Source organism: Massilia sp. DJPM01 (assembly GCF_030348125.1).
In the GTDB taxonomy this organism is placed as follows: domain Bacteria; phylum Pseudomonadota; class Gammaproteobacteria; order Burkholderiales; family Burkholderiaceae_D; genus Telluria_A; species Telluria_A frigida.
In genome coordinates, this window is record NZ_JAQOZV010000007.1 from 60,784 (window position 1) to 86,868 (window position 26,085).

General features: G+C 63.5%; 24 protein-coding genes. 7 read left to right on the forward strand and 17 right to left on the reverse strand.

Annotated elements, in window-relative coordinates:
- On the reverse strand, positions 1–1,347 hold the full coding sequence (locus PO883_RS06985; protein WP_289309102.1) for an MBL fold metallo-hydrolase: 1,347 nt from the start codon (positions 1,345–1,347) through the stop codon (positions 1–3).
- 118 nt (positions 1,348–1,465) lie between these two features.
- Between PO883_RS06985 and PO883_RS06990 the strand changes: the two genes are divergently transcribed.
- The 4 genes from PO883_RS06990 (at position 1,466) to PO883_RS07005 (ending at position 4,866) form a co-directional block, all read left to right on the forward strand.
- Positions 1,466–2,176: a hypothetical protein gene (locus PO883_RS06990; RefSeq protein WP_289309103.1), complete on the forward strand. Its 711-nt coding sequence runs from the start codon at positions 1,466–1,468 to the stop codon at positions 2,174–2,176.
- Between the two features lie 52 nt (positions 2,177–2,228).
- A complete protein-coding gene (locus tag PO883_RS06995; protein ID WP_289309104.1) occupies positions 2,229–2,768 on the forward strand; it encodes a hypothetical protein in 540 nt (179 codons plus the stop codon).
- Between the two features lie 64 nt (positions 2,769–2,832).
- Positions 2,833–3,819: a hypothetical protein gene (locus tag PO883_RS07000; RefSeq protein WP_289309105.1), complete on the forward strand. Its 987-nt coding sequence runs from the start codon at positions 2,833–2,835 to the stop codon at positions 3,817–3,819.
- Between the two features lie 51 nt (positions 3,820–3,870).
- On the forward strand, positions 3,871–4,866 hold the full coding sequence (locus PO883_RS07005) for a hypothetical protein (RefSeq protein ID WP_289309106.1): 996 nt from the start codon (positions 3,871–3,873) through the stop codon (positions 4,864–4,866).
- Positions 4,867–4,920: 54 nt separating this feature from the next.
- On the opposite strand, the gene PO883_RS07010 is transcribed toward PO883_RS07005, so the two are convergent.
- On the reverse strand, positions 4,921–6,801 hold the full coding sequence (locus PO883_RS07010; protein ID WP_289309107.1) for a glycoside hydrolase family 16 protein: 1,881 nt from the start codon (positions 6,799–6,801) through the stop codon (positions 4,921–4,923).
- Between the two features lie 822 nt (positions 6,802–7,623).
- Between PO883_RS07010 and PO883_RS07015 the strand changes: the two genes are divergently transcribed.
- Positions 7,624–8,127, forward strand: coding sequence for a hypothetical protein (locus PO883_RS07015; protein ID WP_167091486.1), 504 nt, complete (start codon positions 7,624–7,626; stop codon positions 8,125–8,127).
- Positions 8,128–8,343: 216 nt separating this feature from the next.
- On the opposite strand, the gene PO883_RS07020 is transcribed toward PO883_RS07015, so the two are convergent.
- From PO883_RS07020 to PO883_RS07055, 8 genes are all read right to left on the reverse strand, one after another.
- A complete protein-coding gene (locus PO883_RS07020; RefSeq protein ID WP_289309108.1) occupies positions 8,344–9,321 on the reverse strand; it encodes a DUF2804 domain-containing protein in 978 nt (325 codons plus the stop codon).
- A 155-nt stretch (positions 9,322–9,476) separates the two neighbouring features.
- On the reverse strand, positions 9,477–9,887 hold the full coding sequence (locus PO883_RS07025; protein WP_289309109.1) for a hypothetical protein: 411 nt from the start codon (positions 9,885–9,887) through the stop codon (positions 9,477–9,479).
- 10 nt (positions 9,888–9,897) lie between these two features.
- A complete protein-coding gene (locus PO883_RS07030; protein WP_289309110.1) occupies positions 9,898–11,094 on the reverse strand; it encodes a porin in 1,197 nt (398 codons plus the stop codon).
- Between the two features lie 369 nt (positions 11,095–11,463).
- On the reverse strand, positions 11,464–11,874 hold the full coding sequence (locus PO883_RS07035; protein ID WP_289309111.1) for a hypothetical protein: 411 nt from the start codon (positions 11,872–11,874) through the stop codon (positions 11,464–11,466).
- 10 nt (positions 11,875–11,884) lie between these two features.
- On the reverse strand, positions 11,885–13,081 hold the full coding sequence (locus PO883_RS07040; RefSeq protein ID WP_289309112.1) for a porin: 1,197 nt from the start codon (positions 13,079–13,081) through the stop codon (positions 11,885–11,887).
- A 369-nt stretch (positions 13,082–13,450) separates the two neighbouring features.
- Positions 13,451–14,320, reverse strand: coding sequence for a pirin family protein (locus PO883_RS07045; RefSeq protein WP_289309113.1), 870 nt, complete (start codon positions 14,318–14,320; stop codon positions 13,451–13,453).
- Entirely contained in the window at positions 14,317–14,721 is a 405-nt protein-coding gene (locus PO883_RS07050; RefSeq protein WP_167091466.1) for an OsmC family protein, read from the reverse strand. The genes PO883_RS07045 and PO883_RS07050 overlap by 4 nt, the downstream gene beginning before the upstream one ends.
- A 104-nt stretch (positions 14,722–14,825) precedes the next feature.
- Positions 14,826–15,356, reverse strand: coding sequence for a hypothetical protein (locus tag PO883_RS07055; protein WP_289309114.1), 531 nt, complete (start codon positions 15,354–15,356; stop codon positions 14,826–14,828).
- A gap of 314 nt (positions 15,357–15,670) precedes the next feature.
- On the opposite strand from PO883_RS07055, the gene PO883_RS07060 reads away from it, so the two are divergent.
- Both PO883_RS07060 and PO883_RS07065 read left to right on the forward strand, forming a co-directional pair.
- A complete protein-coding gene (locus PO883_RS07060; protein WP_289309115.1) occupies positions 15,671–16,078 on the forward strand; it encodes a hypothetical protein in 408 nt (135 codons plus the stop codon).
- Positions 16,075–16,935 (forward strand): transposase, encoded by an 861-nt coding sequence (locus PO883_RS07065; protein ID WP_289309116.1) that lies wholly within the window; start codon positions 16,075–16,077, stop codon positions 16,933–16,935. Before PO883_RS07060 ends, PO883_RS07065 begins: the two co-directional genes overlap by 4 nt.
- Before the next feature lie 110 nt (positions 16,936–17,045).
- On the opposite strand, the gene PO883_RS07070 is transcribed toward PO883_RS07065, so the two are convergent.
- The 7 genes from PO883_RS07070 to PO883_RS07100 form a co-directional block, all read right to left on the reverse strand.
- Positions 17,046–17,438: a hypothetical protein gene (locus PO883_RS07070; RefSeq protein WP_167088276.1), complete on the reverse strand. Its 393-nt coding sequence runs from the start codon at positions 17,436–17,438 to the stop codon at positions 17,046–17,048.
- Positions 17,439–17,447: 9 nt separating this feature from the next.
- Complete coding sequence (locus PO883_RS07075; protein ID WP_289309117.1) at positions 17,448–19,802, reverse strand: SUMF1/EgtB/PvdO family nonheme iron enzyme; 2,355 nt, start codon at positions 19,800–19,802, stop codon at positions 17,448–17,450.
- Between the two features lie 8 nt (positions 19,803–19,810).
- On the reverse strand, positions 19,811–22,051 hold the full coding sequence (locus PO883_RS07080; protein WP_289309118.1) for a hypothetical protein: 2,241 nt from the start codon (positions 22,049–22,051) through the stop codon (positions 19,811–19,813).
- Positions 22,052–22,167: 116 nt separating this feature from the next.
- Positions 22,168–23,181: a hypothetical protein gene (locus PO883_RS07085; protein ID WP_289309119.1), complete on the reverse strand. Its 1,014-nt coding sequence runs from the start codon at positions 23,179–23,181 to the stop codon at positions 22,168–22,170.
- Positions 23,178–24,227, reverse strand: coding sequence for a hypothetical protein (locus PO883_RS07090; protein WP_289309120.1), 1,050 nt, complete (start codon positions 24,225–24,227; stop codon positions 23,178–23,180). The genes PO883_RS07085 and PO883_RS07090 overlap by 4 nt, the downstream gene beginning before the upstream one ends.
- Positions 24,228–24,235: 8 nt before the next feature.
- Positions 24,236–24,820, reverse strand: a complete 585-nt coding sequence (locus tag PO883_RS07095) for a hypothetical protein (RefSeq protein ID WP_289309121.1) — start codon at positions 24,818–24,820, stop codon at positions 24,236–24,238.
- Entirely contained in the window at positions 24,817–26,073 is a 1,257-nt protein-coding gene (locus tag PO883_RS07100) for a hypothetical protein (RefSeq protein ID WP_289309122.1), read from the reverse strand. The genes PO883_RS07095 and PO883_RS07100 overlap by 4 nt, the downstream gene beginning before the upstream one ends.
- Positions 26,074–26,085: the final 12 nt, after the last annotated feature.

The window sequence follows — 26,085 nt, forward strand, 5'->3', positions numbered from 1 at the left end:
CTAGCCGCGCTCCTGGATGCGGCGTAGCTGCGCCGCCTGATAGGCGCCGAATACATCGTTGAACAGGCAGCGGATCAAGGGATCGTCCACCAGTTCGGCGTCGAGCAGGTCGGCTTCGGTCTGCGCGTCGAATACCGCGTCATTCATCCGCAGATACATCGACGTCAGGGCCTCGCCCAGTTCCAGCGCCGCATACAGCCGCGCGAGCGGCACCTCGGTCGTCCACGACAGGACATCCGGCACGCCGGCCAACGGCGCGATATGGTCGCCTTCGATCCGGTAATGAAAATGCCGGCCCTGCCCTTCATGGTCGAATACCGATAAACGCCACACGCGCGGCGTTGCGAAAAAACTCTCTTCGGGCAGTTCCATGGCGCGGTATTTGTCCAGCAGGCCCGCTTCGCAGTAGCGCATCACGCGCTCGTGCTGCGCCGCCGTCAAGGGCGGAAAATGGCGCGCGATATCGGCCGTGCGCGGCGCCTGCGCGTGCCCCTGATACTGGTAATCGACATCCTGCTCGCCCACCGGCACCACCCAGCTCAAGGGCGGCGCGGCGCTGAGCGCATGCTGGCCCAGCACGAACGACACCGATGGATTCATCCTGACGATGCGCGCGTCCGGCAGGGCCGCGCCCATCTCTTCGCCGAACTGGCGGTACGTGACCGGGAAAAACGCGTGGTTATACCAGGACCATGGCTCCTGCACGAACTGGCAGGAACTGGGCACCACATAGCGCGGCTTGAGTGCGGCCAGCTGTTCGAACCACTCTTGCGGCAGGTGCACCGGCGCGGCCACGGCGCGCGATGGCGACAGGACTTCGATTTCGCGCATGGTCTGGAATGGCCACAGCACCATGTCCCACGGCGCAAAATGCGCCAATGCCGGCAGGGTCGCCGGATCGATCCACGAATCGACGACGTTGAGCACATTCAGGCCCGCGGCCTGGATATGGAACATCGAGTCGACGTCCGCATCCATGGCTTCGCGCGGGGTCACCGAGAAAGCGCCGATCGGCACCGGCACGTCGATGCGCAGCGGGTGAACGTGGACAAAGCCAAGCTCGCGCACCATGGCGAACAATTCGTCGAAAACGCAGTAGATATAGATGGGCGTGGCGCGGTCCAGCAAATCCAGGCTGTCGAACGAGCAGTGGTCGTCATGGAAATGCGAAATGAAGACGGCGTCGAAGCGCAGGTCGCGGATTTGCGCATGCTCGAAACGGACGTCGGGAAAGGCGTGGCAGTTGCGGCTGAAGGGATTTTCGAAGACCGGATCGCAAGCGATCAGCGTGCCCTCGCATGCGAATACATAGCCGGCGTGGAGAATCCTGGAGATTGTGAGCGTCATGCCGGCCATTATCTCACGCGGCCGGCCCACGCTAAACGCTTGCCCTGCCCCGCGATCGCCTATGATGGCGGTATTGGCCGCGCATCGCGGCCGCCGAACTCCTGTAAGTGGACAAACAATGACGATCATCGAACTGCCGTTTCGGGCGACAACAGAACAAGCCTGCGGGTGGATGGAACAGCAAACCGGTTCGCCCTGGACCCTGGCGCGCCTGATAGAACATGCGCTCACGCCTTATGTGTGGCTCGATTACGACGCCACGTATCCCGACCTGTTTGGCGACGCCAATGGCGGTTATGCGGCGCCGATCTTCTTTGAAGGCGATACCGCGCGCCTGGTGGCCGGCAGCGACGATGTGCTGATCACGATTACCAAGGACGCGTACAAGATCGTGGTGCAGCTGCCGGCGCCGGGTTTCCGGCGCGAGCTGCACGAACTGCGCTTTCTCAAGAAGGAGCTGGAAAAGCTGGTCGCCAAACTGAAACGCGATGCGGAACCGAAGCCGGTGGTGCTTGAAACGGCCCAGGAAGCGCGTGTTGGCATCAGCAAGGATGAAGCGATCGCCGCGTTTGCGGGCATGCTGCGGATCGATATCGGCAAGGCGCTCGATGAGGCCGGCGGCATCTTCGGCGATGAAGGCGCGCGCATCAAGGGCAGCGCCAGGAAATCGAAAAAGCACGCGATGTGGAACCCGGTGACCCTGGCGCTGGGAATGAACGACCTGTACCGGGTGCCGGTATCGCAGCTGAAACGGGCATTCCAGGGCCACGATTTCCTGCATCCGTGGCTGGGGCAATGGAATGCATCGCTTGCGCTGCTTGGCAAGTGAGCGATAGGTTAAACTACGGCTCTATCACCTACGACCATTAAGCACTGAATCTATGACCACGAAAAAACAGCCTTCGGTAAAACGCGTACCCGAGGAAGCAGTCGGCCGGCCTGAAAATCCGTTCATCAGTACCGAATTTTTCACCCGGATGCGCGATTACACCGAGCGCGATGCGGCCTTTTCCAAGGAAATCAAGGCGATCGGGGAACGCGGCGCGGGCAAGCTGTCGACCGATGCGCGCACGGCGCCGTCGCTCGAAGCGCTGCGCGGCGTGATCAAGAAAGGCTTGCCGCTCAATGATATGTTCGGCCGCATCGTGCAGGGCGTGGAATCGGGCCTGTGGGAGCCGTGGCTGAGCAGCTTCGGTTTTGAATTGCGCGGCGTGAATTACGCCAAAACGGGGGCGCGCAATGCCCGCCTGGCGCTCGATATCAGTCTCGCATCGAAGGCCACCACGGTGTTTGCCAACGCCGGCATTCCCAACTGGCGCAGCCTGGTCGCGGAAGACTGCGCCCAGGTCCAGATTGAAAAGCCGACCGAGAAAACGCCGGCCAAGGCCTACGCCATTTTCTGGCTCGACGCCGCCGAGTGAAGCCGCGGGTCGTCCGGTCCGGGCGACTCCCGCCGCTGTACCGGGCCTGCCGGCAACGCCCTGCGTGAGCACGGCGCTATTCCGGCACGCCGCCTCGCATGTCTATTTTTATGAAGGCTTCCAATTGAAAATCAACGCGAATCGTGCAGGCTTCCCCGTCATTGCCACATTACTGGGCCTGGCCTGTGTCATGGGAACGGGCAGCGCAGTTGCCGACAGCAGCAGCGCCAAGGCAAATTTGCAGGCGAACCTGCGCCGCGCCGGGGTGACCTTGCCGGACCTGGACGCGCCGGGCGTGGTCACCGTGCCGGCCATGGTGAAGGGCATGTATGGCATCTACACCGCCGACGGGAGAATCGTCAGCCTCACGAATGAGGCGGGAACCATCACCGGCAAAGGAACCGGCCTCAGTACCGTCGGGCTGCAACCCGGAAAACCGCGCCCGATGACCCCTGAGCAGCTGGCCGAGTTGCGTAACGAGATCATGGCCAATCTCGCGTACGACAAGCTGATCAAGGTCTCGTATGGAAATGGCGGAGGCCGCAAGATCCTGATGTTTACGGCTGTCGATTGCCCAGCCTGCAATCAGCTGGAAAAGGATCTGCGCAAGGCGGCACCGCTCATGAACACGACCTTCTACCTGGCGACTGGCTCATTGCGGGACAGTTCGGCGGGCGGCTTGCCTTTCCTGGACAAGGTTGCCCGGATACGATGCGACGACAATCCCGGCCAGGCATGGCAGACCTACTGGGCGAACCGGTCCGTCCCGCCAGCGCGCGCATGCGCGATCACCGCAGCGAGTGCTGAATATGACTTTTACTTGCTGTTCCGCATTATGCAAGCTGTGAAAGCCATCAAACCGGCTATTCCCATGCTGGTATCCGAGGATGGGACGGGGCTTCCCCTGTTTGCGGGGCTGACACCGGCCAAGGCGGCGGCGGCGTTTGGGCCGGAGCGCAAGACATCCGCACTTCAACCGACGACGCAATGGCTGGCCGCAGCCCAGGCTAGCAAGCCGGCCCAGCCAGCGCCGGGCGGCAAAGCCAGGTAAGCGGGGCAAGCCGTTCGCCCTCGCAGCAACCGCCCCTGGCGCGGTTGCGCAATGATTTTCCCGTATCGCTATTTTGTACGTTCAATTAAAAGAGGCAATCAAGTGAAATCACATGTGCATCGCGCGGCAATTGCCTCGTTCAAGGTGCCCGGTGGCACCACCCGCCCATCCATTGCCGCTTTGCTGGGACTGGCTGCGGTAATGGCATCGACCAGCGCATTCGCCGATGGCAACAGCGCCAAAGCCAAGCTCCAGGCAAACCTCCGCCGGGCGGGGATGACAGCGCCGGACCTCAATGCCCCGGGTATCACCGTATTACCGGCGCTGGTGAAGGGCATGTACGGCATCTACGCTGCCGACGGGACAGTGCTCACCGTCACCAACGAGGCGGGAACCATCACCGGCAAAAGCAAACCAGGCTATCACACAGTCGGGCTACAACCGGGCAAACCGCGCCTGATGACGCCCAGCCAGCTCGACGAGTTACGCGCCGAAGTCATGGCCAATATCGACTACGACAAGCTGATCAAGATTACTTATGGCAATGGCGGAGGACGCAAGATTCTCATGTTCTCCGCTGTCGATTGCCCAGCCTGCAACCAGTTTGAAAAAGGCTTGCAGAAGGCAGCAGCCGTCATGAACACGACCTTCTACCTCGTGCCCGGCACATTGCGGGACAGTGCGGATGGCGGCTTGCCCTTCCTCGAAAAAGTGATCCGGATAAAATGCGACGGCGATCCATCAAAGGCATGGCAATCCTACTGGGCCACACGGTCCGTGCCGCCGGCGCGCGCATGCGCACTGACGCCTCAACGCGCGGAGCAGGATTTTAACTTGCTATATGGAATCATGCTGGCTGTGAAATCGATCAAACCAGTCATCCCCATGCTGGTATCCGAAGATGGCAAGTGGCTTCCCCTGATTGCGGGGATGACACCGGCCAAGGCCGAAGCGGCCTTCGGTGCGGAACGCAAAGCGCCAGCGATTCAGCCAACGACGCAATGGCTGGCGGTAGCCCAGCCGGCGCCGTCCGGCAAGGCCAGGTAGACGGCACAGGGCGGTCGCAATCCGCGACCGCCCTGCTGTCTCCCTCGTACGCAATTACTTCATCGTGAAGCTTTGCAGGGCGGTGTCGACCGCATAGTTACGCGTGGTATCCCAGTACGTGAAGCTGTACTTGACCACATCGCCCGCCTTCAGGCCACCTGCCGAGTAGGTGTTATTGCCCGCGTCCTGGCGCATGCGCAGGTTTTGCTGTCCACCAGCGTTGACCGTGTAGTGCACGTCCGCCCAGCTTGACGTGCGCACTGCAAATTGCAGGGTTGTCGGGCCGGTCTGGGTGGCGCTGACCGAAACAGGGGTTGGTGTCGGCGTTGGCGTCGGCGTTGGCGTCGGGGTTGGTGTCGGGGTTGGGGTCGGTGTCGGGGTCGGGGTCGGCGTTGGGGTCGGCGTTGGGGTCGGGGTCGGCGTCGGCGTTGGCGTCGGTGTACCCGACTCCCACACAATATCGTCGATCGCCATCTGGAACGGCGCGCTCGGCAATTGCGTCGCCTCGCTCGAAAACTGGAACAGGTCCAGCATCGACTGCAACGCGACTTTCGGCCCGACCAGGGTCGATACCGGAATCGTCGCCGTCGCCCACTCACCGTTACGCACCAGGCCATACGTGGTCGCATTCGCCGGGAACTTGACCGCGTTCTGATTGGTGTAGGTATCCTGGATACTTACATTGAACGCCACATTGGCGGGAATCTTGATCCGGAACTTGAGATTGCCATTCCTGAAATTGCTCATGTCATGCGCCTGGCGCGACTGCACGCTGCCGCCGAACCACTGGTTGGGCGCGGTGTAGTTCAAGGCCATGACATTGCTACCCTCGTAAGGCGGAATATTACCGCCGGACATGGACGCGTTATTCCACACAAAGACGTCGGAACTGGTGCCGGCCACCTGCTTGTTATTGACTGCGGTGTTATCGGTGAACACGCCGAACTTGCCCACTTCCGGCGTGGTCTGGCTGCCCAGCTTGACCGCGCCCTTGCCATCGAGCTGATACACGCGCACGTAATCGACATACATCGTGCCCGGCAGCGGCGCGGTGACTTGTCCCGGCGAAGCGGCATCGGTAAAGTTACCGCCCACCGCCAGGTTCAGCAGCAGATAGAACGGCGCCTGCAAGGCGGTCGAATTGACCGGCAGCGGGTTATCGTACAAATTGTGCTCGACGCCGTTGTCGATCGCTGTGAAGCGCATCTGCGATTCGGTCCAGTACAGGCGGTAGGTAACGAAGCGATTGGCCATCGAGGTGGGGGCGATGTACCAGTTCTTGGTTTGCCACGCGGTCGACGCCGCGCAGCTTTCATTGCCCGGCACGCAGGCGGCCTGCTGATAGGTGATGACGTTCGAGCCAACGAAGTGATCGATCGGCGCATTGCCGGCGGCGGCGCGCGAACTGGCGCGGTGGCCCATCTCGACAATATCGATCTCGCCGTTGCGCGGCCAGCTTTGCGGGCTGGCACCGAGCAGCCACGCGGCCGGCCACAGGCCATTGCCAAGCTGCGGCGTGCTCACGCGAATCTCGACCATGCCGTACTGCACCTGCACCTTGCCTGCCGAGGTAATCTTGCCGGAGGTGAAGGAGTTGCTTCCAACCGTTTGTTGCAGGGCCTTGATCGCCAGGGCGCGCGAATTGGGCTCGAACGGCACATTGACGATGGACAGGTTGTTCGGGCTGTAGTACTGGAGTTCCTGGTTGCCGTAGCCGCACAGGTTGATCTGGCAACCGTTGCCGTCGTCCGCCGTCCAGACCGAGGTGTTGAGGCTGGGGCCGTTGAACTCTTCCGACCACAGCAACTGGCCGATCACGGGATTGGTCACGCTGGCGCTCGCACCGGCACCATAGATGCCCAGGATACTGCCCGCGATGGCGGACAGGACGAATTTGCGTTTCCGGCTGACCAGCTGCTTGTTTCGATTATTCACAATGTCTCCTCGTAACTACTCTTCATAAAATGCGGCACCGTGCCGGAAGCGATTTGGTAGCGCTTCCGTCAGCGTCGGCATCGCGCTGTGCCAGGCTACGCGAGCTGCATGCGCGGTCGGGCAAGATTCAGGTCGAACATGCAGCTGGCCCTCTGCGAAGTGCGCGGCCCGGGCTGCATCGGGCGGGACAATCGAGGCGCCGGGGCGCCTGTGGCGTGAACGGTTTCACGCCGGACATCGGTCTCCTTGGCGGCCAGGCCGCATGCCTGCGCACGCAGTTTTTTTGGATGTATTGGAGAGTGGAAACTTACCGCTCCCCTGATTATGGAAACGCTTCCAAATCAGGAATGTGAAATATATGCCGATTGAATTTTGATGTCAAGATAAAAAGATATGCATGTTGTGCCTCGCCTTGGCGCCTCGCCTTGGCGCCTCGCCTTGGTGCCTCGCCTTGGCGCCTCGCCTTGTGCCGGCCTCGGCGCGCCCGCGCTACGGCATCGCCCTGTGCCGGCAGGTCGACGCGCACGACAAGCATGTGCTCGTGAAAGAAGCCGCTGAGCTACTTCCGAAGGATCCCCCTTCCGAACCGCTGCAGTTCACGTTCTACCGGGGAAACAGTGTGCGGGTTCCTTCGCGATAGCTGAATTGAGACGAAAAATTTTCCTCTTTAACGCGAGCCCTGATATCGAACAAATTTTCAAGGTATCAGCAGCCTACTCTCGAACATGCAGCCAGGCGCGGTAACTGATCGATCGATTGGGCGCTTTGCAGCGTAGCAGTCGTAAAGATGTACTCGAAGCAGCACTTTTCAGGGGCAACATCATGAAACTCAGAATCAATCATCTTGCAAAAACGATGGCATTGTGCGGGGCGCTTTTAGGCGCAACTACCACCGTTTATGCGGCGAATCCCCATTTTGTCGGGCGAGTGACGTCGACGCTGGTCGGAACCAGTGTGCAGACGTGCTTTAAAATAGCAGGATTGGGCGATAATGCTACTATCACCGTTAACGCCAGCGCTAATGCAACAGCGACCTTCGTTTGTCAAACTAAAAATGGAAACTGCCCCAGCGCAGCAAATAAGACCACGGTTAACACGGCAGTCTCGACATCCGGGAATTTCGTCAGCGATAGAAACGGCAACGTGTCAGGCTGTCTTACTCTCAATGCTCCAGGTCCTGGCAACTTTACCTGCCCACCTGGACAGAACTTGGTCCTGGCGAACGTCACCTTCTCAAATATCACCGTCCAGTCCGGCCCGACGGGATCCGCGACTGCAAACCCACCGGTACAAAGCGCCGACTTCCGGGCCTGCACTCGCCGATAAGCAAGGTTTTTCACAGCACGCGACGCGCTCGCATTCGTCCTGCTTCCGGGTGGGACCGCCCTCGCGAAACGCGTAAGCGTCTTGCTCGCACCGTCTGGATGTAACCAGGCGCGCCCGTAAAGTAGTTCCCACTCCTTTTTGATGGGAACTACTTTCGACACAGAAGTAAAGCCGGGCAAGCGCAAGGGCAAGCCGAACCAGTCACGCCGAGGTGCGCTACCAGCGCGACGCGTGGTCTTCGGTCACCCCGGCCAGACGTGTCACGGTACGGCGCGGCCCATCCGCACTCGCCCTCACCCACCCGGAAAACGTACCGATCGGCTGCACATAGCGGCTGGCCGCCACCAGCAGGTTCTTGTCCTCGCGGCGCGCCCCTTCCGGCGTGAAATGCAGGTCGAGCAAGCCGTCGTCGGTGAACACGTGCCACGGTGCCATCGGATCGCCCTCGACGAACTCGAACGTGGCGGCGCCAAGTCCGATCAGGCGGCCATCCAGCCACAAGGCGTTCTCGTGCGAGCCGAAATAGCCGGCCTGCAAATTGAAGCCCAGTTCCAGGCTGTGCGCCGACGCCCAGCGCCACGCCGTATTGCGCGCCAGTAAACCGTTTGAATAGTCGAAGCTGGCAACGCCGCCACCGAGCTGGTACGCGCGCTCGCCGACGCGCACCGTGCCCGTGAGTGCAAGGCCCGATGATTTCTGCGTCGCATGCACCGCCCCGCCCTGCACCGGCCCCACGGCCAGCAACAGCGGCGCGCCCGCTGCGCCAAAGGCGGCATCGATCCGCACGTCCTTGCAGCGCAGCGACAGCGTGCTGGCCGACATGGCGATGCGGCTGCCGGCAAAACTGAAACGGCTCTGTTCACCCGCGTGACCGGCCAGGCGCGCCGTCAGCCCCGGAATACCGTCGCGCGAAAAGCCCGCGACCAGCGCGCCCTGCCCGCGCTCGAACACATACGCAAAGGCCGTGTTGGTCCAGCCGACATCGACGATGGCTATGCCGCAAAACAATTGATCGGTAGCGAGCGCGGTGTAGTGCCAGCGCTTGTGGTGGAAGCGGCGCCACCAGCGGCTGCGCGCGTGCGGCGCGGCCAGGCGAGCCCAGTCGAAGCACGTGGCGGCGCCGGCAAAGCGGCCGAAGACGGGCACGCCGTCCGGTGCGGGAACGGTCAGGGGGGCGGCGGGAAGTGGCGTCATCGGATGGGCGTGGTGAGCGGCATGCCGCGGTCGCCCAGCCTAGCAGATGCGCGCGTGCGGCGGCAAGTTTCTGCGCCGGAAACGACAAGGCCCTTGCCGCACAGCGCAAGGGCCTGGTACCTGTTCTTGCGCGGGCCGCTGACGCCCGCCGCTGCTTACTGCACCGTGAGAATGACTTTCACGGTATCGTCCACGGCCGACTTGTCGATGTAGCCGATCGCGCTCACATCCGCCGCGACCGCCTTCTTCACCTCGGCGGCCGAATGATATTCCTTCGGCGCCGTGCCCTTGCCGGTAAACACCAGCTTGGACCAGATGGCCTTGACCTGCGCCGGCTCCTTCTGCAGCACCTTGGTATAGAACTCGCTGCGGATGGCCGCGCCTTCATTGAACTCGATCGGGGTGAACAGGGTCGATTTGCCGATGAAGAACTGGGCCGCCTGTTCGCTGAACATGCGCGTGGCCGGGTTCTTGGGGTTGACGATGACCACGATTTCCGCCAGGGCGGGCACGGTGGCCGCGAACAAGCCAGCCGCAAGCAGCATCTTGCCGATGATAGTGTTCATGCTGCTCTCCTTAAAATACGAAATCGATGCCGGCGGCATACACGTTCACCGTGTCGTGAAAGCCTGGCTTGGCTCTCAGGAAGGTGCCGGCGCCATCGCGTGGCTTGATGCGGTCGACCTGCACCTTGAGCGAGGCGGACTTGCTGAAGTCCCAGCGCACGCCGACCGCATTGGTCGATTGCTGCGCCGCCTTGACCACGCCGTTCACGCCAGCGGTCAGCGGCGCCAGCGGGCCGCTGGTCGGCAAGCCGGCATACGTGCGGGCGCTGTCCTGCTTGGTGTCGCCGTAGTAGTAGTACGGCGTCACCTTGCCGAAGCGATAGCCGAACATGGCGTAGTAGGAATTGGTGTCCACGATGATGAGCGAATCGGTCCTGCGCATCGCATATTCGGCCTGCACCAGGATGTTCTTGTAATCCATGGTGAAGCCGGCCGAGGTGAAGGAGCCGTCGACATCGGTAATGCTGAGGTCTTGCGCGACCTGGGTCAAGCCAACCCGGCGCAAGGTGGCCAGCAAGCCGTCAAGCGCCTTGTTGTCTTCCACGGTGACCTTGGCATCGGCACGGCCGAAGCGCACCGTGAACGGCCCGTTTTCGGCCACGATGTGAATCGCCGTCGCCGGCTTGTACGTGACCTTGGCATCGTCGGTGCTCTTGGCCTTCATATTGCCGATACCAGCCTGCGCCGTCACCGTGGTGTCGCCGAAATTGTGCTGATACACCACATCGACGCCATCGAAGGAATCGCCGTTCACCTGGCGATACACTTCGGTGGGTGGACGGATCATGGTGTTGGCGTAGCCGACCTGGCGGAAATCCGAAATCATGTAGATCGGCATGCCGATGCGGCCGACGCGGATCGATATCTCTTCATTGACCTTGAACTTGGCGAACGCCCAGCTCAGGTCGGCGCCCCAGGCATCGCGCGCATTCTTGCGCGCCAGACCCTGCACCGTGAACGACAACCAGTCATTCATCTTGGCCGTGCCCTGGATGCCGACATTGGAATCGACACCCGGACGCGGGCTCTTGCCCACCCCTGCCTGCTGATTCGGGCGCGCGAATTCGACGTCGTCGGTATCGGTCGCGGTCAGGGCCGCGGTACCGAATCCGCTGATGGTGACGGTCGGGCCATCGGCCGCGTGCGACGACATGCTGAAGGCTGCCAGGATTGCAGAGACCAGGGCAAGACGCAATGGTTGATTCATACTTTCTCCTCAATGGTTCACTCGTACTGAGGCTTCAGTGTGGGCCACGAGTAACTATTTGTGTACCGCGCACGCGTTCAATTTCACGAAAGCGTTGTATCGAAGGAACACAGGCGGGCATTGATGCGCTTTAATCTAGCCTAAGACATAAGCTTCTTCTCGAAAGGTAATTTTATGACATGCCAAAGTGAAAAGTTCCAGGCCTGGGCAAGCGCCTGCGTGTGTTACGCACCGCAATCAATCGCGAGCCACTAGGAAATAAATGATGACGGGAGGGATGCAAGGAGGGGATGCGCCGGCCGCAAGGACCGGCGCGATGGTGACGCCGTGTGACTGCCAGCCGGGCGCAAGGGCCCGGGCCGCAATGGCTTACTGCACCGTGAGGATGACTTTCACGCTATCGTCCACGGCCGACTTGTCGATGTAGCCGATGGCGCTCACATCCGCCGCGACCGCCTTCTTCACCTCGGCGGCCGAATGATATTCCTTCGGCGCCGTGCCCTTGCCGGTGAACACCAGCTTGGACCAGATGGCCTTGACCTGCGCCGGTTCCTTCTGCAGCACCTTGCTGTAGAACTCGGTGCGGATGGCCGCGCCTTCGTTGAACTCGACCGGCGTGAACAGGGCCGATTTACCGACGAAGAACTGGGCCGCCTGTTCGCTGAACATGCGCGTGGCCGGATTCTTCGGGTTGACGATGACCACGATGTCCGCCAGGGCGGGGACGGTGGCCGCAAACAAGCCGGCTGCAAGCAGCATCTTGCCGATAGTTATCTTCATGCCGCTCTCCTTAAAATACGAAATCGATGCCGGCGGCGTACACGTTGACCGTGTCGCTGAAGCCTGGCTTGGCCCTGAGGAAGGTGCCGGCGCCATCGCGTGGCTTGATGCGGTCGACCTGGACCTTCAGTGCGGCGGACTTGTGGAAGTCCCAGCGCACGCCAAGCGCATTGCTCGTTTGCAGGCCAGCCTTGATGGCGACGTTGACGCCGGCGCCGAGCGCTGCCAGCGGGCCGCTGGCCGGCAAGCCGGTGTACGTGCGTGCGCTGTCCTGCTTCACCGTGCCGTAGTAGTAATACGGCGTCACCTTGCCGAAGCGGTAACCGAGCATCGCGTAATACGAGCTGGTGTCCGGCAGGGTGAGCGAATCGGTCTTGCGCACGGCATATTCGCCCTGCACCAGGATATTCTTGTAATCCATGGTGAAGCCGAGCGAGGTGAACGAACCGTCGACATCGGTGACCGACAGGTCGTTGGCGACCTTGCTCATCCCCACCTTGTGCAGCGTCGCGATCAGGCCGTCGATCGATTCGCTGTCTTCCACGCTGACCTTGGCGTCGGCACGGCCGAAACGCACGGTGAACGGGCCATTTTCAGCCACGATATTGACCGTCGTTGCCGGCTTGTACTTGATCCGGTTGTTGTCGGTAATCCTGGCCGACATCGTGCCGACGCCGATCTGGGCGGTCACGGTGGTATCGCCAAAGTTGTGCTGATACATGGCATCGACGCCGTCGTACGAGTCGCCGTAGATCTGGCCATACACTTCCTGCGACGGACGGATCATGGTGTTGGCGTAGCCCACCTGGCGGAAGTCGGAAATCATGTAGATCGGCATGCCGATGCGGCCGACGCGGATCGAGATCTCGTCGCTGACCTTGAACTTGGCGAATGCCCAGCTCAGTTCGGCGCCATAGGAATCGCGGGCGTTCTTGCGGGCCAGGCCCTGCGCGGTGAACGACAGCCAGTCATTCATCCTGGCCGTGCCCTGGATGCCGAAGTTGGAATCGACACCGGCGCGCGGGCTCTTGCCGACGCCGGCCGCCTGATTGAAACGCGCGTATTCGACATCATCCGTATCGGTGGCCGTCAGGGCGGCCGTGCCGAACCCGCTGATGGTGACGGTGGGCGCGTCGGCGGCGTGCGACGACAGGCTGAACGCTGCCAGGATCGCGGTCGCCAGGGTCAGGCGCAGTGGTTGGTTCATACTAGTTCCTCAATGGGTTGCTGAATGCTGGGGACGTATTATGTCCCATTGGCAACATATTGTGTATTGAGGAAACACTCAAATCCGCGATAACGTTGTATATCGGAAACATCACCGCGTGTGGGCGCTCTTGACGAGGGCCTGGCGACGCCGCCTTGTCATGAAGCCGGCGGCGGCAGGTGCCGCCGGCATGGCGGGCTCAGCCGCCGGGGAGAAGTACCAGGAACACCATCGCCACGCCGAACAGCAGCGCCGCCTGCAGCGTAAAGACGATAGCGGGAATTTGCAGCTCATCAGGAATCTTCATGACCGCCTCCACGGTTTGTTGACGTGAAAGTTTAGACCGCTGCCCCGCCGCAAAGTTCCCTGTCAGCGCTTCGGCAAGGGAATGAACTCGGTCTCGCCAGGCACCTTGTCGAAACGCTGCTGCTCCCAATCGTCGCAGGCGCGCGCGATGCGCTCCTTGCTCGATGACACGAAATTCCAGTACATGGTGCGCTGGCCGTCCAGCGGCGCGCCGCCGATGACCACGAACTGCGCGCCGGCGCTGGTGTACACGCTGGCGCCGCTGCCGGCGTCGAGATACGCCATCGTGTGCGGCGCCAGCAGATCGCCGTCGATCGCGATCTCGCCCGCTACCGGATAGATCGCCGCTTCGGGCGGCAAGTCATCGAGTTCGATGCTGCGGCCGGCGTCGAGCGCGATGTCGAGGTACAGCGTTTCGCTGAAGGTCGCCACCGGCGAGGTCTGGCCGAAGGCGCTGCCGATCAGCACCCGCACCAGCGCGCCGTCGAGCTGCGCCAGCGGGATGTCGCTCGCCGCTGTGTGCGCGAAGCTGGGCGCGTCTTCCTCGTGCGCGCGCGGCAGCGCGGCCCACAGTTGCAGGCCGTGCGAGCGGTGCGGCTTGCCGGCCAGGTCAGGCGGGGTGCGTTCGGAATGGACAATGCCGCTGCCGGCCGTCATCCAGTTGATCGCCCCCGGTTCGATGCGCTGCACCGAACCGACGCTGTCGCGGTGCTCGATCGCGCCTTCGTACAGATACGTCACCGTGGCCAGGCCGATGTGCGGATGCGGACGCACATCGTGATTGGCCTCGGCCGGCGCGTCGAGGGGACCGAAGTGGTCGAAGAAGATGAACGGCCCGACCGCCTGCTTGGCCGCGGCCGGCAGCACGCGGCGCACGCGAAAGCCGCCGCCGATATCCTTTTCGTGCGGCTTGAAAAAATAGGCGATGCTCATGGCTGCACCAGGGTGGTGGTGATTTCGGTGGTCACGCCGGTCATCAGCTTTTGAATCGGGCATTTCTCGGCGGCGGAAAGCAGGTCGGCGCGCTGGGCCTCGGACAGGTCGCCGCCGAATTGCAGCGCGGCCGAGAGGCGGTACACACCCTTGCGCTCGTCGCTGGCATCGCGCTCGATGGTCACTTCGATGTCCTCGACCGGAATGCCCTTGCGCTTCGCGTACCAGACCACGGTGAGGGCCTTGCAAGCGCCCAGGGCGGCATCGTACAGGTCATGCGGCGAGGGGCCGGCATCGGCGCCGCCTTCCTCGACCGAGCCATCGGCCGGGATCAGGTGGTTGCGCACGTGGACGATATGGCGCATCGGTTGCGACAGATCGCGCTTGACGGTAATGGACATGATGTTCCTTCTTGATGAGGGCGGGTGTTGGCGGAATTTACACCCTTTCACGGCATTGCGCATCCCACGGAATGGGGGGAAGGCCACCATTCACAGAATCGGATTCAGCAGGATTGAGCAATCAGCCCTGCCTTCATCTTGCTGGCGGCTGCGAACGGCTCCATCCATTCCTTCAGATAGGATATCCATTCGTCCGGCGACGGATACCAGTTGTTATACATGGATGCCGGTGCGATAGATCGCAGGTTCATCTTCTCGAATCGGGAGATCAGCGCCGACAGGGAATCGAGAAATGGATCAACACTTTCAGGGGCGAATGCAAACAACAAAAGACCGCAGTATCCGGTAAATCTCGGCGCATCGACCAAATCGTGATGAGAGTTCGCCTCGCCTTCGACCCCTGCCCAAAAAAATTCTTCAAAAACGCGGTCGGCGCAGGCCCGTTCCCCATCGTTCGTCATCAGGGGGCGGATCGCCTCCTCATAATAATCGCCTGCCCGATAAGCAGCCTTCCAATTACTTAAATGACGGCACTCCTCTTCCAGACGTTGGCACCAATGCGGTTTACTCACGCTCAATGGAATACCGCATTCGGCCTCGAAAAAATACGTCGTAGCGTCGTCAATGATGTCCATGACTTCGTCGCCTGATCTTGGCAGGGATAAATACGGCCAATCCGTCACGAAGAAAAGCCTAACCCCAATACCCATCGCATCTCCTGACTGTCGATTTTCCAAAGCCGCGCCACATGCCCTGTGCGCTCAAGACCTCATTCTACAGAATGATGTCCATGCCGGATCGAATAGACGGATGGGGCAGCGAGGCAATCCACCCAAGTTAAGAGAATTGTGTGCATTTATGTAATTTATTTTCAATATTACCAAGTCCGTACTTGACACCAAATTAAAAGCGCGGTCGTCAGTGTGAATTTTTATTTCCACTGTCTGCCATGTCCGTTCTGTCCATGCTGTTTCAAGATTTCGCTGCCCGACTATGCTCAACAGAATTTTTGCAGGAAGCGCTCCACGCCGGCCATCCAATGGCGTTCTCGCGCTGTCGCAAGCTTCCCTTGGGGACGCTGGTTGCCATCATGCTGACGGGCATGCGGATGAGTATCCAAGCCGAATTGGACACCTTCTTCGCCCATCTGCGCCAACAAGCCCAGCTCGTTCACGAGGTGTCCGAGCAGGCTTTCGCCCAGGCGCGCGCCAAACTATCCCTGACTGCCATTCCGGGTCTCAACGACTGGCTCATCAAGCGCGCCGAAACGGACGGTTTTGTGCCGCGCTGGCGCGGGTTGCGCCTGGTCGCCGCCGACGCCTCGACGGTGCGTTCGGGCTGCGGGCCAGCCATGTGAAGCGGGCCGCTCTGGCCGATCAAATCCTGTTCGGCCTGTTCTTGCCGGGGCCTGACCTGATGCTCGCCGCCGCCCTGCACAACGTCCATGAATGCGGCGAACGCCAGTTCCTGCTCGAACACCTGGACCTACTTTCCCCGGACGACCTGTTACTGCTCGATCGCGGCTACCCTTGCCGCTGGCTGGTCGCAGTGCTGAACCACCGCGCCATCAAGTTCTGCATGCGCGTCGACAATGCAAGCGGCTTCACCTGCGTGCGCACGTTTATGCACTCGAAGGCGCTTGAGCAGGTCGTCACGCTGCCTGCGCCGAACAAGCCGGACGCGCTCGACTACGAATGTCCGCGCAAACCGCAGCGTGTCCGATTGGTCCGCAACGTCTCTCCCAGCGGCGAGCAACGCGTTCTGATGACCAATCTCTTCGACGAAGAAATTTACCCGGCAGAATGCTTTGCCGAGCTCTACCATAAGCGCTGGGGCATCGAGGAAGCGTTCAAACGGCTCAAGCACCGGCTCAATCTGGAGCACGTCACCGGCTTGAGCCAGCAAGCTGTGGCCCAGGATGTCGCCGCCAAAATCGTCTGCGATAATCTGCAGGCCATCGTTGCCCTGACCGCTCATGCCGACGCGGATCGGCCCGAGAGCACGCGCGTCAATCATGCCTACGCCCACACCGCGCTCAAGCCATTAATGCCCATTTTTCTGCTTGGCGGACAGATCGGCAGAAAGGTCGCCAGGCTGCTGCGGGGACTGCTCGACTTGATTGCCGGCCGGACATATCGCCACCGGCCCAATCTTTCAAGGCCACGAAATCCGGGCCCAAAACCGCACAAAGCCATGAGTCAGAAAAATTGCTGAAATGTCTTAACTTGGGTGGATTGGGCAGCGAGGTGGCGCAATGACACGTACGCTGCGCAACTCGCATGCCGGAACCGTCCACGCCGCCGGGAGCCAGCTGCAGACATACGTCAGGTGAAAACGAATGGCTTGGTATAGGGTGTCCGGTAAGGCGGTCCAGAGACATCCTCGCCGTTTTTGTACACGTACCAGTTTCCCCAACTCCGATAAGGATGAATTGAAAGATAGCCGTCGCCAAGTTCCAGATGAATCGGAAAGGTATCATCCTCCTTATAAACGAATACCTGCACCGCATCGCCCGGTAACAATTCGAACTCTTGGGGCGCCAGCTCCAGATAAAGCGTGATTGGGGTCGAGAGTTTATTAACAAACTCGAAAACTGGAAGGAAATCGGGAGGTGGATTAGCAGGTAACATTATCTTTAAGGTGGTGAAGTGCCGCATGATGAACAGCATCTGGACATTGAAACGACCAGTATCGGGCTGGCGGCGCACCCGTGGCAAGGTAAACTGTCAGGGCGAGATGATATTGCGCGCTACGCGAAACCCGACAATATCGTTACTGAGCTGCGCCGAGAATCCATTGCGCAGCGCCGCGCGCAGATAGCGCGGGTTATACAGCCACGAGCCGCCGCGCAGGATGCGCCGGCTCTGGTCCCCGCCCTGCTCCCACGCCTCGCCGGTGTGCGGCGCGCCTTCATAATTGTCGTGCACCGTGTCCTGCACCCACTCCCACACATTGCCGTGCATGTCGTACAGCCCCCACGGATTGGGCGCAAACAGCCCGGCGCGCGTGGTGCCCTGGCGGTACTCGCCCTTGGGACTGCCGTTGTAGGTGTAGTTGCCGTCGTAGTTGGCCAGCGTGGTATCGATCTCGTCGCCGAAGCTGAATGCGGTTTTGGTGCCGGCGCGGCAGGCATACTCCCATTCCGCTTCGCTCGGCAGGCGGTAGGTCTGTCCGGTCTTCCCGCTCAGCCAGCGCACATACTTCTGCGCGTCGTGCCAGGTCACGCCCACCACCGGATGATCGTCGGTTTGGGCAAACCCCGGGTCGGCCCAATTAACCTCGCCATGCGGTTGCCAGCCGGTGGCGCGCACGAACTGGCGCCACTCGCCCACCGTGACGGGATAGCGCCCCATTGCCAGCGGATGCACGATGCCGACCCAGTGCTGCGGCGTTTCGCGCTCCACCCACGATTGCTGCGAACCGGCCCGCATCGCGACTTTCCGCTCATGCTCCGGTGACCCCATCTGGAAGCGCCCGGTCGGCAGCAATACCAGCTCCGGCCCCTTGCCCGTCCCGTCCAGAAAGCGGTCCCGCAGAACCCCTTCGTTGTCGGGCACTGGGCCGCCTGCTTCCGGCAGTTGGAGCGGGACTTCAGCTGTCTGTTCGGTCGGGCCGCGTTCGGTCGGGCCGCGTTCGGTCGGGCCGCGCTCGGCAGCGCTGCGTTCGGCCATCTCTTCGCGTGCACGCTGCTGCTCGGCGCGATACGCCGCCACGGCCTTGGCCTGCATGGCCTTGCGCTGCTGTTCCTCGCGCGCCTTGCGCTCCTTCTCGAAGTCGGCCTCGCGCCGCTCGCGCAACTGCTGGCGCAGCGCTTCCTTGCGTTCGCGCTTGGCCGCATCGGCTTCCGCGCGCTCGATCGCCTCCTGCTCCTTGCGCTGCTTTTCCTTGAGCAGGAGGGCTTCCGCCTCCGCCTTGCGCTGCACCGCGAGCTGCCGCGCGCGCTGTTCATCGTGCGCGCGCAACGCCGCCTGCTGCGCCGCTTGCGCCGCCTGCTCCTGCGCGTGCTGCGCGGCCTGCTCCTGCGCGTGCTGCGCGGCCTGCTGCACCGCCAGTTCCTGCGGCGACGGCCCCACCGCCCCACGCAAGGAGGCCAGCAGGTCCGGCACCGTGGCCGGCCGCTGGTCCGGATCGAAGGCAAAGCCACTGCGCAACGCATCCCACTCGCGCGCCGACAGCGCCTCGGGACGCGGCGGCTCGTGACTGGCGCTGCGCGGCCCGTCGAACGGCATGTGCCCTTCCACCATCTGGTAGATCATCACCGCCACCGCATACACGTCGAGCGCGCGGCTCGGCTGGCGTTGCAGGGTGCCAGCCTCCGGCGCGCGATAGCCGGCCGTACCCGAGTTGCCGGGCGCCTCCAGGCCGATGCTGCTTGCGCTGCTGCGCGCACGCGCGGCGATGCCGAAGTCGAGCAGCTTGACCTCGCCCTTTTTGGTGACGAATACATTGCCCGGCTTGATGTCGCGGTGAACCAGCTTGTGCTTCTGCCACGCGTACTGCAAGGCCTCCGCAATCGGCGCCAGCAACTCCTGCACGCGCGCCAGGCTCAGGGTGCCTTCGCGCGCCAGCAGGCTGTCGAGGTCCTCGCCTTCGAGGCATTCCATGATGATGAAGTAGCTCGACGTGGCCGGGTCCTGCGCCCACTCGTAGACCCGCACGATGTGTTCGTGCGCCAGGCGGCGCGCCTGCGTCGCTTCTTCGATCAGCAGCTTGGCGTGGGTGGCGCTCTGGGTCAGCTGCGGCGGCAGGATCTTGAGCGCGACCATCGCGCTGTGACCGAGTTCGGCGTGGGTCGCCAGGTCGGTCGCCTGCCACACCTGGCCCATGCCGCCCTGCGCGATCAGCTGTTCCAGCCGGTAGCGGCGGTTTTGCGGGCCGATCTCCTGGCCCGCCATCAGCCCGATCTCGGTGCCCTGGCGGATGTGAATCGCCGGCGGCGCCATGGGCGTGCCGCTGCCGCCGGGCGGGGCGTATTCCGCGTCCAGGATGGCATTCTTGCGGCTGTCGAACTCCTGCTGGCTTAACAGGCCATCTTCGTGCAGGCTGCGCAGTTCGCGAATCTTGTCTCTTGCCGTTTGCATCTGTCCTGTCAAGCTTGGATCGCCGCGCCGCACTCGGCGCAGAATTTATCGTTTGGACCGGCCCGGTGCCCGTTGGGACACATGCGCACCACGGGGCGCGGGGCCTGATCATAGCGTACCTGCGCGCCGCCCTGCGCCACGCCGGTGCCGAGCGCCGACTGCGAGGCCAGCGCCGCCTTGTTCACATCGTTCTGCATCCCCAGCAAGTCGAGCTGGTGGCGCCGGTCCTTGTCCACTTCGGCGTCGCGCAGCGCGCGTTCGCGGTCGACCCGTTCCTGCGCGCCGCGCGCCGCTTCCGCCGGCGTCACGCTGTAGGTCGCCGCCACCACCGACGCCAGCGCCGCCAATTGGTGCGGCGTCATGCTGGCGTGGACCTGGGTTTTCATCACGTCGGCCAGCGCTTGCGCGTTCGGGCCGGCCGCCAGCGCCACCTTGCCGGTGTCAGTCAGGCTACCGATGGTCGACACGCGCGAAATCTCGATGCGCGCCAGCTCCGCTTCGTGCGCCTGCTGCGCGAACTGCGTTTCGCGCTCGTGGCCAAGGCGCTTGAGTTCCTGCTGCCAGGCCGCCTCCTGTTCCTGCTGGCGCAGCGCGTGGCGCCGCTCTTGCGCTTCCAGTTCGATCTGCTGCGACTGGCGCGCATGGCGTCCGTCAGCCTCGATCGTGCGCAGCAGCTTTTCGTGCTGGGCGATGGAGTCCTGCTGCGCCCCGCCACGGCGCAGGGTCTCGATCTTCTGGTTGATCTGCTCGGCGTCCGCCTTGGCGCCCGTCTCCTTGAGCATGTCGGCGCGCAGCAGGTCGCGCTTGCGGTCCAGCGCCAGTTGGTCTTCCCATTCCGCGATGCGCTCGGCCTCGCGCTTGTGGGCCGCATTGGCCAGCGCCAGCGACTGCCAGCGGGCCTTGTGCTGCTCCGCTTCCATCGCCATCTCGCGCTCGTTGGCTGCTTGCTGCGCCTGGTGCAGGCGCGCCAGCTCGGCGCGTTTGCGCGATTCATCCTCGATCCCCAGCGCCTGCGCGATCTTGTTCTGGATCTGCTGCTGCAGCAACTGGTGCGAAAAGCGCTGCTGCGCGAGCTGGCGCATCTCCAGCGCGCCCTGCTGCGCCACTTCGAGTTCGGTGCGCATGCGAAGCTGCGCCAGGTGGCGCAGGTGCGCCCACTCGGTCGATTCGTCCTCGCGCGCCGCCCCCTTCTTGGCCAGTTCGTGTTCGAGTTCATTCACGATGTCACCCGCGCCCCGTTCCAGCGCCTGCTTGCGGCTCCTGGAGTCGACGATGCGTCCATACAGGTCGATCTCGCGCGCGCGCAGCGCTTGCAGGCGCTCGGCGTTCTGCAAGGTCAGCTCGGCTTTTTCGATGCTGTCGTCCTGGCGCAGTTCCTGGCGCCGGTAGCGCAGGCGGTTTTCCTGTTCTTCGACCCGCAGGCGCTGCCATTGCTCGTCGTTGTACAACTGGTCGAGCTGTTTCGCGTGCTCGAGTTTCACGTGACGCTCGTCGGCTACCAGCCACAAGGTGCCGATGCGCGCCTGGTGGGCGTCGAATTTATCGTGGCGCAGCGCCAGCGTGTCGACCTGCGCCACCGCCAGCCCGTACTGGGCCAGGCGCAGCTTGAGCGAACCTTGCAGGCGCTCGTCGAGCTGGGGCCGCAGGTCGCGGTTGCCAGACATGTCGCGGATCGACTGGCCGGCGATGAATTCGGCCGCCAGCTGGCGCACCGAGGGCGCCAGCAGCTCGCGCAACTGGCTTGAGGTAACCGCGCCCGGCATGGTCATGAAGTGCTGGGCAAAGGCGCTGACCTGTTCGATCCTGATGCTGACCGTGAAACGCGCCCCGATGGCCAGCTGTTCGGCGGTCAGCAAATCGTCGAACGAGAATTCAACCGGCATGGCGGCGGTGCGCGTGATGAGGATTTCGGCGTGCTGGTTGCGCAGCAGGTGATTGAGGCGCGTGAAAAAGCCCTCGATCTCGTACTCGCCCTGCGGCACCTCGGTCGCCTTGCCCGCCTGGAGGATGTAGGCGCGCGTGGTGGCAGGCACCCGCAAGGTCTTTACAAACAGGCCGGAAAGCTTTTCGACGCCGAAAAACACGGCCAGGTCGTCGGGGCCGGGAATCCAGCGGTTCTCGCGGAACACCGGCTCGTTGCGCGGCGCGCCCAAGGTCAGAGCGCACCTGGCGCAATAGCCGGAATCGCCGGCATTCTGATGCTCGCAACGCGGACAGGCCACACCGCCAAAACCAAACATCTGGAACATATCGACTCCTGGTTGTTCAACTTGCACTACTTTTCACCAAACCCACCCAGCCTGCCCGATTTTAGCAGGGGACGGGGCGCACGACCGTCGCGCACGCCGCTGGGCTAAACGCGTGTTCAGATAATCCCGATCCGCTCGACCAGCGCCACGCTGGCGCCCCGCGCGCGCACGGCATCGAGGAAATCCGGGGCCAGCGCGCCTTCCCATGCCTTGGGCAGCAAAATCCGGTCGCCGGCGACGGCCTGCTGCAACATCAGCGCGCATTTCGGCACGCAGCCTTCGACCGCATCGACCCGTCCCGCATGCCAGGCGCCCGAGCAGCCGCTCGCGATGACCCGCCCGCGCGCCAGGAATTCGCGTCCGCGCGCCATGCGGTCGGCCATCACCAGCGCCAGCTCGAACGAAGTGCCCTGGAAGCGCGCCTGGCCGAAGCGCACCACCGTGCGCCAGCGCCCCAGCGCACGGCCGTCGAAATGGCGCGCCCCGGCCAGCGCCTGGCGCACCGCCAGCAGCTGGACCGGATCGAGCCCGGGGGCGCTGATCGTCTCTTCCTCGTCAACACCCGCTTCGGCCAGCGGATACACATTCACCTCGACCCAGCACAAGCTGTCGTTGATGCCGCCGCTGTGCAGCGGAAACCAGGCGCGCGCCGAGGCCACGCTGGCGGCGCTGTCGGACTGCCCGGTCAGGGCGCCCAGCCAACCCAACCCCTGCGGCCCGCCCAGCAGCGCGTGCGCGGGGGCGTTGGCCACGTCATGGCCGCCGATGCGTCCCAGCTGCCACTGCTCCGACCAGCCGTTGGCCAGCACCGGACCGGTGGCCTGCCACACCCCGCGCACCATGCGGTCGGCCAGCACCACCGCCAGTTCCCAGTCGCGTTCATGGCGCCCGGGGGCGCGGTCGATGCTGATGACGACCTGGTCGCGGCTGTCGAAGCAGCCTTCGGTCAGGCGCGCCAGGCGCACCACCTGCTGCATGCGTTCGGCCAGGGCGGCGTCGCCGGCGCCGCTGCATTTGACGTCGGCGCGGCCGGCGCGCGGGCGCAAGGTGGCGCTGACGGTGAGCAGCGCGCCACCGGCCAGCACGCTGCGGCATTCGGCGCTGTGGCGCTTTTCGGTCGTGATGCTCATGCCGGCTCGCTTTCAAGTAGCGCCACGCGGCGCCCCGCGCATGCGTGTTCCAGGTTGGCGATGATGCGGTCGGCATCATCGAACAGCGGCGCCAGATCGGCATCCGCCGCCAGCCCCAGGCGCGCCAGCAAGGCCCAGGCATCATCGAGCGCCGCACTGGCGCGCAGGCTGTGGCGCGTGCGGGCGAGCTGGCGCTCGGCCGCCAGCGCTTCGCGCGGCGCGGACAGGGCCAAAGCCGGCATGGTATTGACCGACAGGCTCACGCTGTCGAGCCTTTGCAGCAGCGCCATGTGCTGCCGGAACAGCGCCTGGCCGGGTGGCAGCACCGCCATGCGCAAGCCATGCATCACGCAGGGTAGTTCCAGGAACAGGCGGCGCAGCGCCTTGGCATCGCTGGCATGGGCATCGAACGGCGCGGCGGCGGTCATTGGCACCGGCTGCGGCGCCGGCACTTCCGGCACGCCCACCGCGCGCGCCAGCAGCTGCGCGGCGTAGTCGACGCGCTCGCCCAGATCAACCGGCATGCAATCGTCGACACTGATGCCGAAGCGGGTATATAACAGTTGGTTGAAGCCGCCGCGAAAGGCATTCCACTCGTCCAGCGTGGTGCATGGCGGCAGCGCCAGGTGGCCCAGCGCCAGCTCCTGCTGGAGCGCGGCCTCGATGGCGGCGGAAAAGCCGTCCAGTCCGACCACATCGCCCGCTTCGCTGGCCAGGTACAGGTCGAAGCGCTGCTGCGCCACGCGTGGATCGGGACCATCGACCGCGAACGACAGGTGCAGCCCCAGTTCCGGCGCCGCCGCGAACGGCAGCAGGTCGACGCCGTACGGGCCGGGATGAAAGCAGAATGCGTTTTCAATGTCGGCCAGGACGATGCAGGTGTTTTCCGCAACGCGGCGGGTATGCCCGCCCTTGTCGGCCACCACGCCGATGCAGCCCTTCGGCACCGTGCCGCCGGGACCCATGCGCAGCGCCAGCGTGGCCGTGCCCAGCGCCGACGTATCGGACGGCGCGGCTTTGGCCTGGCGCTTGAACAGACCGATCATCGCATTCCTCACGCGGGCACCGGTTCGACCGCGAAGCGCGCGCCGAACCGCTGGAAATGCGGTGCCGGCGCGCCGTCGAAGGGCCAGCCGCATTCGACCTCGCCGTCGGCATCGAGCCGGCCTTGCAGCAGGATCGCGGCGCCGCCGTCGAGCACGCGCAGCATCGGCTGCTCGCGCAGCAGGCGCGCGGCGAATGGCGCGGCCGCGTCGAGAGACAGGATCAGGCGCCATCCGTCTTCGTGCATCACGAAATGCAGCGTCCAGTAGCCGTCGTCGGTCAGCAGGCGGGCCAGATCGGCGCCATCGGCGGCGGCGCGCAGCATGCCGGCGCTGCCGCTCCAGGCATCGTCATTGGCCGCGCGTGCGCTTGCGCGGCGCTCCAAGGCCAACTGGCGGAAGCGGCGCAGCGTCAGGGGCGAGCCGCGCAAGGCGGCCAGTTCGGCACCGTTCAAGGGATGATTGCCCTCGATCGCGGCGAGCAGCACGGCATCGGCCAGCATCAGGCGGTCGCCTTCCACGCGGCGCGACAGCAGCACGCGCTCGATCAGTTTGCGGTCGGTTTCCTGGTTCGTTTTCACATCATTCTCCTTCATGGAACTGCCTCCAGCAGGCTGGCGATGGCGCAATCGCGGCGCTTGCGCAGGGTCGGCAGCGATATCTGGTCCAGCAGCGCCAGTTGCTGCATGGTCGGCAGCTCGCCGGTGGCCGGGTCCAGCCATTCGCCGGGATAGCTGTCATCGAGCCCGCCCAGCATGTTCAGGTACACCGCCAGCCGCACCGGCAGCGAATATGCCGCAAGTACGCGCGCGCCCCAGCTGCCGTGGTCCTGCGCCGCCCACGCCAGTTCCATGAAGCGGGGGGGCAGGGAAAGGCTGGCGGCAATGGCACTGTCGTACGGTGCCGGTTCGGGCGCCTCCGGCGGGGCGGGATCGGGGGGCGGGTCATCGTCCTCGCTCTCCGGCGCCGGCAGGATGCGGCTGTCTTCCCCCTCGACGGCGGCGTCGGCGACGCGCCATAAATCTTCGAGCCAGTTGGCCGCTTCTCCGGCGTCGTGCAGCCAGTCGCAATCGCGGTTGGACGACAATTCTTCGTAGTCGCCGATTTCGGCGAGCATCTCGGCGATCTTTGCGACGTTGTCTTTCAGGTTGGCGAAGCGTTTGGATTTGGTATGCAGGGGCCCGGCGCCGCCGCCGAAGCGCACCAGCGACTCGCTCCAGCGCAGCACCCACTCCGCCTTGCAGGCGCCGATGGAACGCATCTGGCGCACCTCGATCGGCATGGCCGCCACCTCTCGCCCCAGGATGGCCGCCACCTGCTGCGCGTGCTCGCGCCAGGCACCGAAGATGCGCGCGATGTCGCTGTACGCCGTATCGAGCATGCGGTACGCATACATCTTGTTGGGACTACAACTGCGGCCGCACGCGGCCTGGAAATTATCCGAATCGACCTTGTCGCGCACGCCCGCGTACATATCGTTGACCTTCTTGCGCAGGATGGCGTCGCCGCCCGGCGTGGCCCAGAACGCGCCGATTTTCCGGTGTTCGTTGGCCACGGCGGCGCACAGCGCGGCCCAGTCGGCGGGACGCGCCTGCAACTCGTACAGCAGGCTCAGTGACAGTTCCAGCACGCTGTCGCCATAGCTGTTGGCGGGAGCCTCGGCGCGCGCCGAACGGGCGCACGCGCGCAGCGCCTGCGCCGTCAGGTCCACGTATTCGGACAGCGTGTCGGGCGCGTCCAGCAGGCGCGCGGGCGAACTGGCGGCGAACGCCTGCAAGGAACAGTGCCCAAGCAGCTTGCGCACCTGTTCCCAGCCCTGTTCCTGATACCGGGTTCCCGGCAAGCGCATACCATCCCCATC